The organism is Salmonella sp. 32082101201600294FB01SM01 (assembly GCF_017572865.1).
GTDB classification, from domain to species: Bacteria; Pseudomonadota; Gammaproteobacteria; order Enterobacterales; family Enterobacteriaceae; genus Salmonella; species Salmonella enterica.
The window spans coordinates 94,325-108,520 of the sequence record NZ_JAGESB010000006.1 but is presented as its reverse complement, the minus strand read 5'-3'; the positions used below and the strand labels follow the sequence as shown (position 1 = coordinate 108,520).

Genomic DNA, 14,196 nt, shown 5'->3' with positions numbered 1-14,196 from the left:
GTAACCGCTTCCACGCACTATCTGATAAAAATGTTTTCGATGAGTGTTACCAGGGATAGATCTGCGCCAGCAGTTCCCAGGCGAGGAGAAAGAGTGAAATCGAACAAGCAGGTTACTGCCGCTACGATGAAGGATGTTGCGTTGAAGGCGAAAGTCTCTACGGCAACCGTATCCCGCGCGTTAATGAACCCCGATAAAGTCTCCCAGTCGACCCGTAGCCGGGTTGAACAGGCCGCGCTTGAAGTGGGTTATTTCCCGCAGTCGATGGGGCGAAATGTAAAACGCAATGAATCCCGTACGATTCTGGTGATTGTCCCGGATATTTGCGATCCCTTCTTCAGTGAAATTATCCGCGGTATCGAAGTGACCGCGGCAGAACAGGGGTATCTGGTGCTGATTGGCGATTGCGCCCATCAAAACCAGAAAGAAAAAACCTTTCTTAATCTCATCATCACCAAACAGATCGACGGCATGGTACTTCTCAGTTCCCGACTGCCCTTTGACGCCAGCGTTGAGGAGCAGCGCAATTTGCCTCCGATGGTGATGTCGAATGAGTTTGCGCCGGAGCTTGAACTGCCGACGGTACATATCGATAACCTCACCGCCGCGTTCAATGCCATGAACTACCTGTTGGATTTGGGCCACAAGCGGATTGGTTGTATTGCGGGGCCGGAAGATATGCCGCTCTGTCACTATCGCTTACAAGGTTACGTACAGGCATTAAGACGCAGTGGCATTGTGGTCGATCCGCATTACATCGCCCGTGGCGACTTTACCTTTGAAGCCGGGGCAAACGCATTAAAGCAGTTGCTTGAGCAACCGTTGCCGCCTACCGCCGTCTTTTGTCATAGCGACGTAATGGCGCTGGGCGCCCTCTCCTGGGCCAAGCGCCAGGGTCTGAAAGTGCCTGACGATCTGTCGATTATCGGCTTTGACAATATCGCGCTGGCCGAGTTTTGCGACCCTCCGTTGACAACCGTGGCGCAGCCGCGTTTTGACATTGGTCGCGAGGCGATGCTGCTGTTGCTCGATCAGATGCAGGGGCAAAATGTGAGCAGCGGCTCGCGTTTAATGGATTGCGAGCTGATTATTCGCGGTTCTACGCGCGCTTTACCCTAAAGTAAATAGCTTTAAGACTCACCTGTCTGGTCAAAGGCCCGCCGCTTCAGTAACATGACGGGCTGACGAACGAATAAATACAGCGAAACGATAGTGGCACAACGAGATTATGTACGTCGCGGCCAACCGGCTCCTTCGCGGCGCAAAAAGAGCACCTCACGGAACTCACGGAAGAAGCAAAGCAACATACCTGCCGTCTCGCCGGCAATGGTCGCGATTGCGGCAGCCGTCCTTGTGACCTTTATCGGCGGTCTGTACTTCATTACTCACCATAAGAAAGAAGAGTCCGAAACGCTACAAAACCAGAAAGTCACCGGCAATGGGCTTCCGCCAAAACCGGAAGAGCGCTGGCGTTACATCAAAGAGCTGGAAAGTCGCCAGCCGGGCGTGCGTACGCCAACGGAACCGTCCGCCGGCGGCGAAGTCATGAATCCGAATCAGCTCACCAGCGAACAGCGTCAACTCCTGGAGCAGATGCAGGCGGATATGCGTCAGCAGCCAACGCAACTTAACGAAGTGCCGTGGAACGAGCAAACGCCAGAACAACGCCAGCAAACGCTACAGCGCCAGCGTCAGGCGCAGCAGCAGCAGTGGGCTCAAACGCAGCCTGTTCAGCAACCACGTACGCAGCCGCGGGTAAACGAGCAGTCGCAAACACGCACGGTACAGTCCGCCCCGGCGCAACCCGCGCGCCAAAGTCAGCCGCCGAAGCAGACGGCCTCGCAGCAACCTTATCAGGATTTGCTGCAAACGCCGGCGCATACCAGCGCGGCAGCGCCGAAAGCCGCGCCAATTACGCGCGCGCCTGAAGCGCCGAAGGCGACAGCAGAGAAAAAAGATGAACGTCGCTGGATGGTGCAATGTGGTTCATTCAAAGGCGCCGAGCAGGCAGAAAGCGTCCGCGCTCAGCTGGCGTTTGAAGGCTTTGACTCCAAAATTACCACCAATAACGGCTGGAATCGCGTGGTTATCGGGCCGGTGAAAGGTAAAGAAAATGCCGACAGCACCATTAACCGTCTGAAGATGGCGGGCCATACAAACTGCATTCGACTCGCCACCGGGGGTTGAAACCCTCAAAATCTCCCCCATCTATACTTGCATTATGCCCCGTACGCCGTACGGGGCCGCAATTCAGCATTAGTAACCAAGGGGTCTGCTCGTGACAACAATAGTAAGCGTACGCCGTAACGGCCACGTGGTAATCGCCGGTGATGGTCAGGCCACACTGGGTAACACAGTAATGAAAGGCAACGTGAAGAAAGTCCGCCGCCTCTACAACGACAAGGTCATTGCGGGCTTTGCGGGCGGTACTGCGGATGCATTCACGCTGTTCGAGCTGTTTGAACGTAAACTGGAAATGCATCAGGGGCACCTGGTCAAAGCCGCCGTTGAACTGGCGAAAGACTGGCGTACCGACCGTATGCTACGCAAACTGGAAGCGTTGCTGGCCGTCGCGGATGAAACCGCCTCGCTCATCATCACGGGTAACGGCGATGTCGTGCAACCTGAAAACGATTTAATTGCTATCGGCTCCGGCGGTCCTTATGCCCAGGCTGCCGCTCGCGCTCTGTTGGAAAATACCGAGCTCGGCGCGCGCGAAATTGCTGAAAAGGCGTTGGATATTGCAGGCGATATCTGCATTTACACCAACCATTTCCACACCATTGAAGAATTGACCGCCAAAGCGTAAGGACCTCTCATGTCTGAAATGACCCCACGCGAAATTGTCAGCGAACTGAACAAACACATTATCGGCCAGGATAACGCAAAGCGTTCCGTGGCGATTGCATTGCGTAACCGCTGGCGTCGTATGCAGCTTGATGAAGAGCTGCGCCACGAAGTAACGCCGAAAAATATTCTGATGATTGGCCCGACCGGCGTCGGTAAAACCGAAATCGCCCGTCGTCTGGCGAAACTCGCCAACGCGCCGTTCATTAAAGTCGAAGCCACCAAATTCACCGAAGTGGGCTACGTCGGGAAAGAAGTGGACTCTATCATCCGCGATCTGACCGATGCCGCTGTGAAAATGGTTCGCGTACAGGCTATCGAGAAAAACCGCTACCGTGCGGAAGAGTTGGCGGAAGAACGTATTCTCGACGTACTGATCCCACCCGCAAAAAATAACTGGGGCCAGGCCGAACAGCAGCAGGAGCCTTCTGCCGCCCGTCAAACGTTCCGCAAAAAACTGCGCGAAGGCCAGCTCGACGATAAAGAGATCGAGATTAACCTCGCCGCCGCGCCGATGGGCGTAGAGATTATGGCACCTCCGGGCATGGAAGAGATGACCAGCCAGTTGCAGTCTATGTTCCAGAACCTGGGCGGTCAGAAACAGAAACCGCGTAAGCTGAAAATTAAAGACGCGATGAAACTGTTGGTTGAAGAAGAGGCTGCTAAGCTGGTCAACCCGGAAGAGCTGAAACAGGACGCTATCGACGCGGTTGAACAGCACGGCATCGTGTTTATCGATGAAATTGACAAAATTTGTAAGCGTGGCGAAACCTCCGGCCCGGATGTTTCACGCGAAGGCGTACAGCGCGACTTACTGCCGCTGGTAGAAGGCTGCACGGTTTCGACCAAACACGGGATGGTCAAAACGGATCATATTCTGTTTATCGCCTCTGGCGCGTTCCAGGTGGCGAAGCCGTCTGATCTGATCCCGGAACTGCAGGGCCGTCTGCCGATTCGCGTTGAACTTCAGGCGCTGACCACCAGCGATTTCGAACGCATTTTGACCGAGCCAAACGCCTCCGTCACCGTGCAGTATAAAGCGCTGATGGCAACTGAAGGCGTCAATATCGAGTTCACCGATTCCGGTATTAAACGTATTGCCGAAGCCGCCTGGCAGGTTAACGAAACCACCGAAAACATCGGCGCGCGCCGTCTGCATACCGTACTGGAGCGTCTGATGGAAGAGATTTCCTATAACGCCAGCGATCTGCACGGCCAAAACATCACAATTGATGCGGAATATGTGAGCAAACATCTGGATGCGCTGGTCGCAGATGAAGATCTAAGCCGTTTTATCTTATAATCGCGTCCAATGCATTTTCATCACTGTTGATGGGGCTGAAAAGCCCCATTTTTATTGGCGCTAAATATGACTGAACAACAACAAATTAGCCGCACCCAGGCCTGGCTGGAAAGCTTACGACCCAAAACCTTACCCCTCGCCTTTGCGGCGATTATCGTCGGTACGGCCCTGGCATGGTGGCAAGGCTATTTCGATCCTCTGGTCGCACTGCTGGCCCTTATCACCGCCGGGCTGCTGCAAATTTTATCCAACCTCGCCAACGATTACGGCGACGCTGTCAAAGGCAGTGATAAACCGGATCGCATCGGGCCGCTGCGGGGGATGCAAAAAGGCGTCATCACCCGGCAGGAGATGAAGCGGGCGTTAATCATTACCGTCGTGCTGATCTGTATCTCCGGACTGGCGCTGGTGGCGGTCGCGTGCCATACGTTAACCGATTTTGTCGGCTTCCTGATTTTGGGCGGGCTGTCGATTATCGCCGCCATCACCTACACCGTGGGTAATCGGCCCTACGGTTATATCGGGCTGGGTGATATCTCTGTCCTGGTATTCTTTGGCTGGCTAAGTGTCATGGGGAGCTGGTACCTCCAGGCGCATACGTTGATTCCGGCGCTAATTCTCCCGGCCACCGCCTGCGGTTTACTGGCGACGGCGGTGCTGAATATTAATAACCTGCGCGATATTAATAGCGACAGAGAGAACGGCAAAAACACCCTTGTGGTACGACTCGGCGATGTCAACGCGCGTCGTTATCACGCCTGCCTGTTGCTAGGCGCGCTGCTCTGTCTGGCGCTGTTTAATCTGCTCTCGCTACACAGTCCGTGGGGATGGTTGTTTATTCTGGCCGCGCCATTGCTCATTAAACAAGCGCGCTACGTAATGCGCGAAAGGGAGCCTGCGGCAATGCGCCCAATGCTTGAACGTACCGTTAAAGGCGCGTTGTTAACCAACCTGTTATTTGTGATTGGGATACTCTTAAGTCAGTGGGCCGTTTAACTGACAAATATCAATTAACAATTGATGATTTTGCCAACAGTATACTTAGCGCGATATACTAAAAATTCTCGCAGCAACTGAACGTTAAGCCTATGAAATACGATACTTCCGAGCTTTGTGACATCTATCAGGAAGATGTCAACGTCGTGGAACCGCTGTTCTCCAATTTTGGAGGACGGTCGTCGTTTGGCGGACAAATTATCACGGTAAAATGTTTCGAGGACAACGGGTTGCTGTACGATCTGCTCGAACAAAATGGCCGTGGTCGGGTTCTGCTGGTCGATGGCGGCGGTTCTGTCCGTCGTGCATTAGTCGATGCGGAGCTGGCGCGTCTGGCTACGCAAAATGAATGGGAAGGGCTGGTTATCTATGGCGCGGTGCGTCAGGTGGACGATCTGGAAGAGCTGGATATCGGCATTCAGGCGATCGCCGCCATTCCGGTTGGCGCCGCAGGTGAAGGCATTGGGGAAAGCGATGTGCGCGTCAATTTCGGCGGCGTGACGTTCTTCTCCGGCGATCATCTCTATGCCGACAACACCGGGATTATCCTTTCCGAAGACCCGCTTGATATCGAGTGATCAAAAAAGGCGCCGTAAGGCGCCTTTTTTATGCGTTGTCGCTGATTGCCGGATGGCAGCTTACGCCTTATCCGACCCACCGGTATCCGCATTCTAAATCCTCTATAGATTTCGCGTCAGGGCAAGGCGGCAAGTAAGTGAATCCCCAGGAGCATAGGCCACTATGTGACTGGGGTGAACGCACGCAGCCAACGCCGCCATAACGTGAAATATGACGAGGATTAGACTTCTTCCATACGACCAAGCAGCGCCTGCAAACGTTCCTGCCAGCCGCTCTGCTGTTCCTTCAGAGAATTATTTTCACGCTCGAGTTCTTCACGCTGATGCTGTGCAGACTGCACTTCCTGCGTCAGGCTGTTGTTCTTTTCTTTCAGCTCTTCAATTTCCATCTGTAACAGGGTGATGGTGTCAATCGCCTGCTGTACTTTTGCTTCCAGTTTCTCAAACACTTCTAAAGACATGATCTTACCTCTCCTGAATTGCAAGGCGACGCTTCACGTAAACGCGCACAATATATAGTGTCGATTGTATGAAGCCCCGCTCTCGCTGTCCAGCGACATACCGCGTAGATCGCGGTTTGCAGCAATTTTCATCCATCTCCTGGTAACATTCATTCAATAACTTAAAAGTGTTAACATATTGGTTAATGAAATGATTCAATTCACTCTCTTCTGCTGTCTCAAAATGCGCCTCATGGCGCGATAACGCTCATTTTATTGACGCAGTACACACATTTTGATTTCGATATTTCTCGTTTTTGCTCGTTAACGATAAATTAACAGTGTGCCTACAGGGCATCGTGGATGTCCATGACCTCCTCGCATACCAATAATCATTACATACTCTTCAGGATCCGATTATGAGTCAAACATCAACCTTAAAAGGCCAGTGCATTGCTGAATTCCTCGGTACCGGGTTGTTGATTTTTTTCGGTGTGGGTTGTGTCGCTGCGCTTAAAGTTGCCGGAGCTACTTTTGGACAGTGGGAAATCAGCGTCATCTGGGGTCTGGGGGTGGCGATGGCTATCTACCTGACGGCAGGTGTTTCTGGCGCACACCTGAACCCGGCAGTGACCATCGCACTCTGGCTATTTGCCTGTTTCGACAAACGTAAAGTTGTTCCTTTTATTATTTCTCAAGTTGCCGGCGCCTTTTGCGCAGCGGCGTTAGTTTACGGGCTTTATTACAATCTTTTTGTGGACTTCGAACAAACCCACCATATCGTCCGTGGCAGCGTTGAAAGTCTCGATCTCGCAGGCATTTTCTCAACTTACCCGAATCCTCATATCAATTTTGTGCAGGCCTTCGCGGTTGAAATGGTGATTACCGCTATTCTGATGGGGCTGATTCTGGCGCTGACCGACGACGGCAACGGCGTACCTCGCGGTCCGCTTGCGCCACTGCTCATTGGTTTACTGATCGCCGTTATCGGTGCCTCTATGGGGCCGTTGACCGGGTTTGCGATGAATCCGGCGCGTGACTTTGGCCCCAAAATGTTCGCCGGGCTTGCCGGTTGGGGTGAAATTGCATTTACCGGCGGTAGAGACATTCCTTACTTCCTGGTGCCGCTGTTTGGCCCCATCGTCGGCGCCATTCTGGGCGCGTTTGCTTATCGCAAATTTATTGGCCGTCATTTGCCGTGCGATACCTGCGTCGTGGAAGAGAAGGACTCCACCGCGACCACACAACAAAATGCTTCGCTGTAATCTGATTACGGGACAAAATTATGACTGAAAAAAAATATATCGTTGCGCTCGACCAGGGTACCACCAGCTCCCGCGCGGTCGTTATGGATCATGACGCGAATATCGTCAGCGTATCACAGCGTGAATTTGAGCAAATTTATCCTAAGCCAGGCTGGGTAGAACACGACCCGATGGAAATTTGGGCGTCCCAAAGCTCAACGCTGGTAGAAGTGCTGGCCAAGGCCGATATCAGTTCCGATCAGATTGCCGCTATCGGTATCACCAACCAACGTGAAACCGCGATCGTCTGGGAACGTGAAACCGGCAAACCGATATACAACGCTATTGTCTGGCAGTGCCGTCGTACCGCCGATATTTGCGAACAGCTTAAACGCGACGGCATGGAAGATTACATCCGCGACAATACCGGTCTGGTCGTCGACCCGTACTTCTCTGGCACTAAAGTGAAATGGATCCTTGACCATGTGGAAGGTTCGCGCGAACGCGCGAAGCGTGGCGAGCTGCTGTTCGGTACGGTGGATACCTGGCTTATCTGGAAGATGACGCAGGGCCGCGTCCACGTTACGGATTACACCAACGCCTCACGAACCATGCTGTTCAACATCCATGATTTGGACTGGGACGATAAGATGCTGGACGTGCTGGATATCCCACGCGCGATGCTGCCCCAGGTACGTAAGTCCTCCGAAGTCTACGGCCAGACCAATATTGGCGGTAAAGGCGGTACACGTATTCCTATCGCCGGGATTGCCGGGGATCAGCAGGCCGCGCTATTCGGCCAACTGTGCGTAAAGGAAGGAATGGCAAAGAACACCTACGGCACCGGCTGCTTTATGCTGATGAACACCGGCGAGAAAGCGGTAAAATCGGAAAACGGCCTGCTGACCACCATCGCCTGCGGCCCAAGCGGCGAAGTCAACTATGCGCTGGAAGGCGCGGTGTTTATGGCGGGAGCGTCCATTCAATGGCTGCGTGATGAAATGAAGCTCATCAGCGACGCGTTCGACTCCGAATATTTCGCCACGAAAGTGAAAGATACCAACGGCGTCTACGTGGTTCCGGCCTTCACCGGTCTGGGCGCGCCGTACTGGGACCCGTATGCCCGCGGCGCCATTTTTGGCCTGACTCGCGGCGTGAACTCTAATCACATTATCCGCGCGACGCTCGAATCTATCGCTTACCAGACCCGCGACGTACTGGAAGCGATGCAGGCCGACTCCGGTATCCGCCTTCATGCTTTGCGTGTGGACGGCGGCGCAGTAGCCAACAACTTCCTGATGCAGTTCCAGTCAGATATTCTCGGCACGCGGGTGGAACGCCCGGAAGTGCGCGAAGTGACCGCGCTGGGCGCCGCCTATCTGGCTGGTCTGGCCGTCGGTTACTGGCAGAATCTGGACGAGTTGCAGGAAAAAGCCGTCATTGAACGAGAATTCCGCCCCGGCATTGAAACCACCGAGCGTAACTACCGTTACAGCGGCTGGAAGAAAGCGGTTAAACGCGCAATGGCGTGGGAAGAGCACGACAAGTAAGGTCGCCATCCGGCAAAATCTTTGTGCGGGGGCAACTCCGCACACACATCAATTATTCCCTCCTTCCCCTGTGCTACACTGCGCGCCACTCCTTTTTGCTACGAGTTTTTTATGAGACGAGAACTTGCCATCGAATTTTCCCGTGTAACCGAAGCGGCGGCGCTGGCTGGCTACAAATGGCTGGGACGCGGCGATAAAAATACCGCGGACGGCGCGGCGGTCAACGCCATGCGTATCATGCTCAACCAGGTCAACATTGACGGCACCATCGTGATTGGCGAAGGCGAAATCGACGAGGCCCCGATGCTCTATATCGGCGAGAAAGTCGGTACCGGCCACGGCGATGCGGTAGATATCGCCGTCGATCCGATTGAGGGCACGCGCATGACGGCGATGGGTCAGGCGAACGCGCTGGCGGTGCTGGCGGTCGGCGATAAAGGCTGCTTCCTGAACGCGCCCGATATGTATATGGAAAAACTGATTGTCGGTCCGGGCGCCAAAGGGGCGATCGATCTCAATCTGCCGCTGGCGGATAACCTGCGCAACATCGCGGATGCGCTGGGTAAACCGCTTGGCGATCTGACCGTGACCATTCTGGCAAAACCGCGTCATGACGAGGTCATCGCAGAGATGGCCAAACTGGGCGTACGCGTGTTTGCCATTCCTGACGGCGACGTCGCGGCCTCAATTCTGACCTGTATGCCGGATAGCGAAGTCGACGTGCTGTACGGGATTGGCGGCGCACCAGAAGGCGTGGTATCCGCAGCGGTGATCCGCGCGCTGGACGGCGATATGCAGGGGCGTCTGCTGGCGCGCCATGACGTGAAAGGCGACAGCGAAGAAAACCGCCGCATTGGCGAACAGGAACTGGCGCGCTGCAAAGCAATGGGCATTGAAGCGGGCAAGGCGTTATGCCTGGGCGACATGGCGCGTAGCGATAACGTTATTTTCTCCGCGACCGGCATCACGAAAGGCGATCTGCTGGAAGGAATTAGCCGGAAAGGCCATATTGCCACGACGGAAACACTGCTGATCCGCGGCAAATCACGCACTATCCGCCGCATTCAGTCGATCCACTATCTTGATCGTAAAGATCCGGATGTACAGGCACATATCCTCTAGCGCATTTGTTAGTTAGAGCCTTCCAGCCTCGCGGGGCTGGAAATCTTTCTCCTGACGAACGAAGATAAGGTTAGCGATTCAGAACAGGAGAAAACCATGGCCGATTGGGTAACAGGTAAAGTCACTAAGGTGCAAAACTGGACTGACGCACTGTTCAGCCTGACCGTTCACGCCCCCATTAATCCTTTTACTGCAGGCCAATTTACCAAACTCGGACTGGAGATCGATGGCGAGCGCGTTCAGCGCGCGTATTCCTATGTGAATGCACCTGACAATCCGAATTTAGAGTTTTATCTGGTGACGGTTCCGCAAGGAAAGCTCAGCCCGCGGCTGGCAGCGCTAAAACCTGGCGATGAGGTGCAAGTGGTCAGCGACGCGTCGGGTTTCTTTGTACTGGATGAAGTGCCTGACTGCGAGACGCTATGGATGCTGGCAACCGGAACCGCTATTGGCCCGTATTTGTCTATTCTGCAATATGGCCAGGATGTCGCGCGCTTTAAAAATCTGGTCTTGGTCCACGCCGCACGCTTCGCCGCCGATTTAAGCTATCTGCCGCTAATGCTGGAACTGCAACAGCGTTATGAAGGCAAGCTGCGCATCCAAACGGTGGTCAGCCGGGAGAGCGTGCCAGGCTCGCTTACCGGACGCGTGCCAGCGCTCATTGAAAACGGCGAGCTGGAAAAAGCCGTTGGGTTGCCGATGGATAAAGAGACCAGCCACGTCATGCTGTGCGGTAACCCGCAGATGGTGCGCGATACGCAGCAACTGCTGAAAGAGACCCGACAGATGACTAAACATCTGCGCCGCCGACCGGGGCAGATGACGGCTGAACATTACTGGTGATGTTTTACCGAATGGCGGCTGGGGCTTATCCGGCCTCCTGCAAATCATCACCAATCTGTGGGCCCGGTAAGCGTCAGTACCACCGGGCAAATTACGGTTTACCGCCCGTTTACGATTCTGCTTTAAACTTCACGTCCTGTGTCGCTTTCCCAAACTTATTTTCCCCCTGAACACCGACAAACGCGCCCAGATCGATAAGCATCATCACCAGGATCAGCGTCGGAATAAATCGCCCGACGACCCACTGCCACATCCCCGGCAGCATCACCCAGTTTCCGGCCAGCAGCATCCACGCCAGAATCATTAGCAACGCCCACGCGCCGGAGCGTCCCCGGTCATGCAGACGTTTGACCATGACGGCGGCGGTCGGCCACAGCAGGCACACCAGGCAAAATGCCGCCGTTTGGATATCAAGCAGATTTTTCCCCGCCAGCGAAAATAGCGCCAGCATCCCGGCAAACCAGAGGCCGATCCAAATCCAGAAATCACGGCGTCCGATACGCCCTTTAAATGAGAATAACCATTGCTGTATGGTCATGTAAGTTCCTTATATTTTGCCTTCCGCTACAGTTTACCCTTTTGACAAGCCCGACAGTTATCGTTTTAATCGTGAGCAGTCCTAACGAAAGGTAAGATTGATGAAGCCAGGATGTACTCTGTTTTTACTGTTGTTTTCTGCTCTCACCGCCAGCATAACGGCGCACGCGCAGCTCTCTTCATCGACCACGACAGCGCCCTATTTGCTGGCGGGCTCGCCAACCTTTGATCTTTCTATTAGCCAGTTTCGTGAGAACTTTAACCGTCAGAATCCCGATCTGCCGCTCAATGAATTTCGCGCCATTGAGAATAGCCGCGATAAGGCGAATCTGACCCGCGCCGCCAGTAAGATTAACGAAAATCTGTATGCCTCCACGGCGCTGGAGCGCGGTACGCTCAAAGTGAAAAGTATGCAGATTACCTGGCTGCCCATTCAGGGGCCGGAACAGAAAGCGGCGAAAGCGAAAGCGCTGGAATATATGGCCGCCATTATTCGCACTGTCGCCCCGTTACTGACAAAAGAGCAAAGCCAGAAAAAACTACAAAAGATGCTTATCGCCGGTAAAGGTAAACACTATTACGCCGAGACCGAAGGCGCGGTACGTTATGTTGTCGCAGATAACGGCGAAAAGGGGCTGACCTTCGCGGTTGAACCGATTAAGCTGGCGTTATCTGAAAATCTGGAAGGGGCGAATTGATGACAAAAAGCAAAGCCTTTCCGGGGATGAATCTCTATACTGTTTCACAGACCATGCTGCTCTGACGAGCGGCCATCTTCCTTAATTCGCTGACTAAGCGTGGAGAAATGAAATGCGACATCCTTTAGTGATGGGTAACTGGAAACTGAACGGCAGCCGCCACATGGTAAACGAACTGGTGGCTAACCTGCGTAAAGAACTGACGGGCGTAGCAGGCTGCGACGTGGCAATCGCTCCGCCGGAAATGTATATCGATCTGGCGAAACGCGCTGCTGCCGGCAGCCACATCATGCTGGGCGCGCAGAACGTTGATCTGAATCTGTCTGGCGCATTCACCGGTGAAACTTCGGCTGAAATGCTGAAGGATATCGGCGCGCAGTACATTATTATCGGCCACTCCGAGCGTCGTACTTATCACAAAGAATCTGACGAGCTGATCGCCAAAAAATTCGCCGTACTGAAAGAACAAGGTCTGACGCCGGTACTGTGCATCGGTGAAACCGAAGCGGAAAACGAAGCGGGCAAAACAGAAGAAGTGTGCGCACGCCAGATCGACGCGGTACTGAAAACGCAGGGCGCGGCAGCCTTTGAAGGCGCGGTTATCGCTTACGAACCCGTATGGGCGATCGGTACCGGCAAATCTGCAACTCCTGCGCAGGCGCAGGCAGTGCACAAATTCATCCGTGACCACATTGCTAAAGCTGACGCGAAAATCGCTGAACAGGTTATTATCCAGTACGGCGGTTCTGTTAATGCCTCCAACGCAGCCGAACTGTTCGCGCAGCCGGACATCGACGGCGCGCTGGTAGGCGGCGCTTCTCTGAAAGCTGACGCCTTCGCCGTGATCGTGAAAGCAGCAGAAGCTGCTAAACAGGCTTAATTGCCAATCAATGTCTGATGGCGCTGCGCTTATCAGGCCTACCAGCCGAGTGCTTATGTAGGCCTGATAAGGTAAAGCCGCCATCCGGCATTTATGCTGTGGAGGGTAAGAAAGTAGTATCCCCGGCAACCTTAAACATCGCCCTCCAGCTCCGCGTATTCTCAACCAGCCGATCATCACGAAATAACGCACTACCAGAAACAACACGATCGATGCCCTGTGCAATCAGCGAAGGCAATTGATCCTGCGTTAACGACCCATCAATAACGATAATTTTACCTTCGCGTTTATCACCAAGTAGACAGAGAAGCTGCGCCACGCGCTCGTGCAAATCACTGGAGCGCATTTTACTGCCGTATCCAGGGTTCACTGCCAGTAGTTGAATAACCTCGATGTCGCTCAGAATGGGGATAATGACATCCAGAGGCGTTGCCGGGCATAAACTAATCCCCCGGATCACCGGCATTTCACCGCCGATAACGGGCACGGTCTGCTGACCAAGCCAGCTTAGCGTATGATGCAGATGAATATCGCCTTCAGCCTGAAGCGTGATGCAGTGTGCGCCCGCCTTCACGCAGGCTTGCGCCGCCGTCCATTGATCCGCTACCATCAAATGAACATCTTTGATAAAGGTTTGCGGCAGTTGCCCAACTGCCCATGGCCCAACGGTAAACTGCGGGCAAAATTGACCATCCATCAAATCCAAATGCAACAGCGGCTGGTTTAACGCTTCCAACTGTTGCAGATAGCGATGCAACGCAATCCACTGCCCTGCCAGAATACCCACACTAAGCGGATATGACGCTAACAATGCCACACATGCTTCGCGCGTTAATCCGGCAAACTGGCTGTTCATGAGCGCTCCTTAAGGCATCAAACCCATAAAAACTTTTTTTGTCCGCGGACCGGTCATCAACGGTTCAAGCTGCTCCACGCAAGTTTTATAGTGTGGCGTTGACTTATGAAAAGCGACGGCCTGTTCATCAACGTAGGCTTCATAAATATAAAATCGCGTAGGCACCTGCGGATCCTGCAGAACATCAAAACGCAAGTTACCCGGCTCTTTAATTGAGCCCAGATGATTTTGCCGAAAAACATCGATAAATTGTTCAACCTTGTCATCATGAACGTTAATTTCAACCAGCGTAACGTGCATCA

The 14,196-nt window shown here is 53.7% G+C and carries 16 protein-coding genes; 12 read left to right on the top strand and 4 right to left on the bottom strand.

Annotation, left to right across the window (positions count from 1 at the left end; all coding sequences use genetic code 11):
• The first annotated feature begins 93 nt into the window (after nucleotides 1-93).
• From cytR to rraA, 6 genes are all read left to right on the top strand, one after another.
• Nucleotides 94-1,119: a DNA-binding transcriptional regulator CytR gene (gene cytR / locus J4645_RS20580; RefSeq protein ID WP_000841337.1), complete on the top strand. Its 1,026-nt coding sequence runs from the start codon at nucleotides 94-96 to the stop codon at nucleotides 1,117-1,119.
• Between the two features lie 93 nt (nucleotides 1,120-1,212).
• Entirely contained in the window at nucleotides 1,213-2,187 is a 975-nt protein-coding gene (gene ftsN / locus J4645_RS20575; protein ID WP_023377031.1) for a cell division protein FtsN, read from the top strand.
• Nucleotides 2,188-2,278: 91 nt separating this feature from the next.
• Nucleotides 2,279-2,809, top strand: a complete 531-nt coding sequence (hslV, locus tag J4645_RS20570) for an ATP-dependent protease subunit HslV (RefSeq protein WP_000208240.1) — start codon at nucleotides 2,279-2,281, stop codon at nucleotides 2,807-2,809.
• 9 nt (nucleotides 2,810-2,818) lie between these two features.
• Nucleotides 2,819-4,150 (top strand): HslU--HslV peptidase ATPase subunit, encoded by a 1,332-nt coding sequence (gene hslU / locus J4645_RS20565; RefSeq protein ID WP_001293360.1) that lies wholly within the window; start codon nucleotides 2,819-2,821, stop codon nucleotides 4,148-4,150.
• A gap of 66 nt (nucleotides 4,151-4,216) precedes the next feature.
• Complete coding sequence (gene menA / locus J4645_RS20560) at nucleotides 4,217-5,146, top strand: 1,4-dihydroxy-2-naphthoate polyprenyltransferase (protein WP_000139639.1); 930 nt, start codon at nucleotides 4,217-4,219, stop codon at nucleotides 5,144-5,146.
• A 92-nt stretch (nucleotides 5,147-5,238) separates the two neighbouring features.
• On the top strand, nucleotides 5,239-5,724 hold the full coding sequence (gene rraA / locus J4645_RS20555) for a ribonuclease E activity regulator RraA (protein WP_000872918.1): 486 nt from the start codon (nucleotides 5,239-5,241) through the stop codon (nucleotides 5,722-5,724).
• Nucleotides 5,725-5,945: 221 nt separating this feature from the next.
• Here rraA and zapB read toward each other — a convergent pair whose 3' ends face one another.
• Entirely contained in the window at nucleotides 5,946-6,185 is a 240-nt protein-coding gene (gene zapB / locus J4645_RS20550; protein ID WP_000051370.1) for a septal ring assembly protein ZapB, read from the bottom strand.
• 398 nt (nucleotides 6,186-6,583) lie between these two features.
• On the opposite strand from zapB, the gene J4645_RS20545 reads away from it, so the two are divergent.
• The 4 genes from J4645_RS20545 to fpr all read left to right on the top strand — a co-directional run bounded on the left by J4645_RS20545 (nucleotide 6,584) and on the right by fpr (nucleotide 10,923).
• A complete protein-coding gene (locus J4645_RS20545; protein WP_000084285.1) occupies nucleotides 6,584-7,429 on the top strand; it encodes an MIP/aquaporin family protein in 846 nt (281 codons plus the stop codon).
• A 20-nt stretch (nucleotides 7,430-7,449) separates the two neighbouring features.
• Nucleotides 7,450-8,958 (top strand): glycerol kinase GlpK, encoded by a 1,509-nt coding sequence (glpK, locus tag J4645_RS20540; protein ID WP_001523753.1) that lies wholly within the window; start codon nucleotides 7,450-7,452, stop codon nucleotides 8,956-8,958.
• Nucleotides 8,959-9,069: 111 nt separating this feature from the next.
• Nucleotides 9,070-10,080 carry a class II fructose-bisphosphatase gene (gene glpX / locus J4645_RS20535; RefSeq protein ID WP_001250624.1) on the top strand — a complete coding sequence of 337 codons (1,011 nt, stop codon included), beginning with the start codon at nucleotides 9,070-9,072 and terminating at the stop codon, nucleotides 10,078-10,080.
• A gap of 96 nt (nucleotides 10,081-10,176) precedes the next feature.
• Nucleotides 10,177-10,923: a ferredoxin--NADP(+) reductase gene (gene fpr / locus J4645_RS20530; protein WP_000796304.1), complete on the top strand. Its 747-nt coding sequence runs from the start codon at nucleotides 10,177-10,179 to the stop codon at nucleotides 10,921-10,923.
• 109 nt (nucleotides 10,924-11,032) lie between these two features.
• On the opposite strand, the gene J4645_RS20525 is transcribed toward fpr, so the two are convergent.
• Entirely contained in the window at nucleotides 11,033-11,461 is a 429-nt protein-coding gene (locus tag J4645_RS20525; RefSeq protein WP_000155238.1) for a DUF805 domain-containing protein, read from the bottom strand.
• A gap of 100 nt (nucleotides 11,462-11,561) precedes the next feature.
• On the opposite strand from J4645_RS20525, the gene J4645_RS20520 reads away from it, so the two are divergent.
• Nucleotides 11,562-12,158: a YiiQ family protein gene (locus J4645_RS20520; RefSeq protein WP_000802241.1), complete on the top strand. Its 597-nt coding sequence runs from the start codon at nucleotides 11,562-11,564 to the stop codon at nucleotides 12,156-12,158.
• Between the two features lie 112 nt (nucleotides 12,159-12,270).
• Entirely contained in the window at nucleotides 12,271-13,038 is a 768-nt protein-coding gene (tpiA, locus tag J4645_RS20515) for a triose-phosphate isomerase (RefSeq protein WP_001216339.1), read from the top strand.
• Nucleotides 13,039-13,129: 91 nt separating this feature from the next.
• On the opposite strand, the gene J4645_RS20510 is transcribed toward tpiA, so the two are convergent.
• Both J4645_RS20510 and lsrG read right to left on the bottom strand, forming a co-directional pair.
• Nucleotides 13,130-13,894 carry an epimerase gene (locus J4645_RS20510; RefSeq protein ID WP_023137067.1) on the bottom strand — a complete coding sequence of 255 codons (765 nt, stop codon included), beginning with the start codon at nucleotides 13,892-13,894 and terminating at the stop codon, nucleotides 13,130-13,132.
• Between the two features lie 9 nt (nucleotides 13,895-13,903).
• On the bottom strand, nucleotides 13,904-14,194 hold the full coding sequence (lsrG, locus tag J4645_RS20505; protein WP_023214537.1) for a (4S)-4-hydroxy-5-phosphonooxypentane-2,3-dione isomerase: 291 nt from the start codon (nucleotides 14,192-14,194) through the stop codon (nucleotides 13,904-13,906).
• Nucleotides 14,195-14,196: the final 2 nt, after the last annotated feature.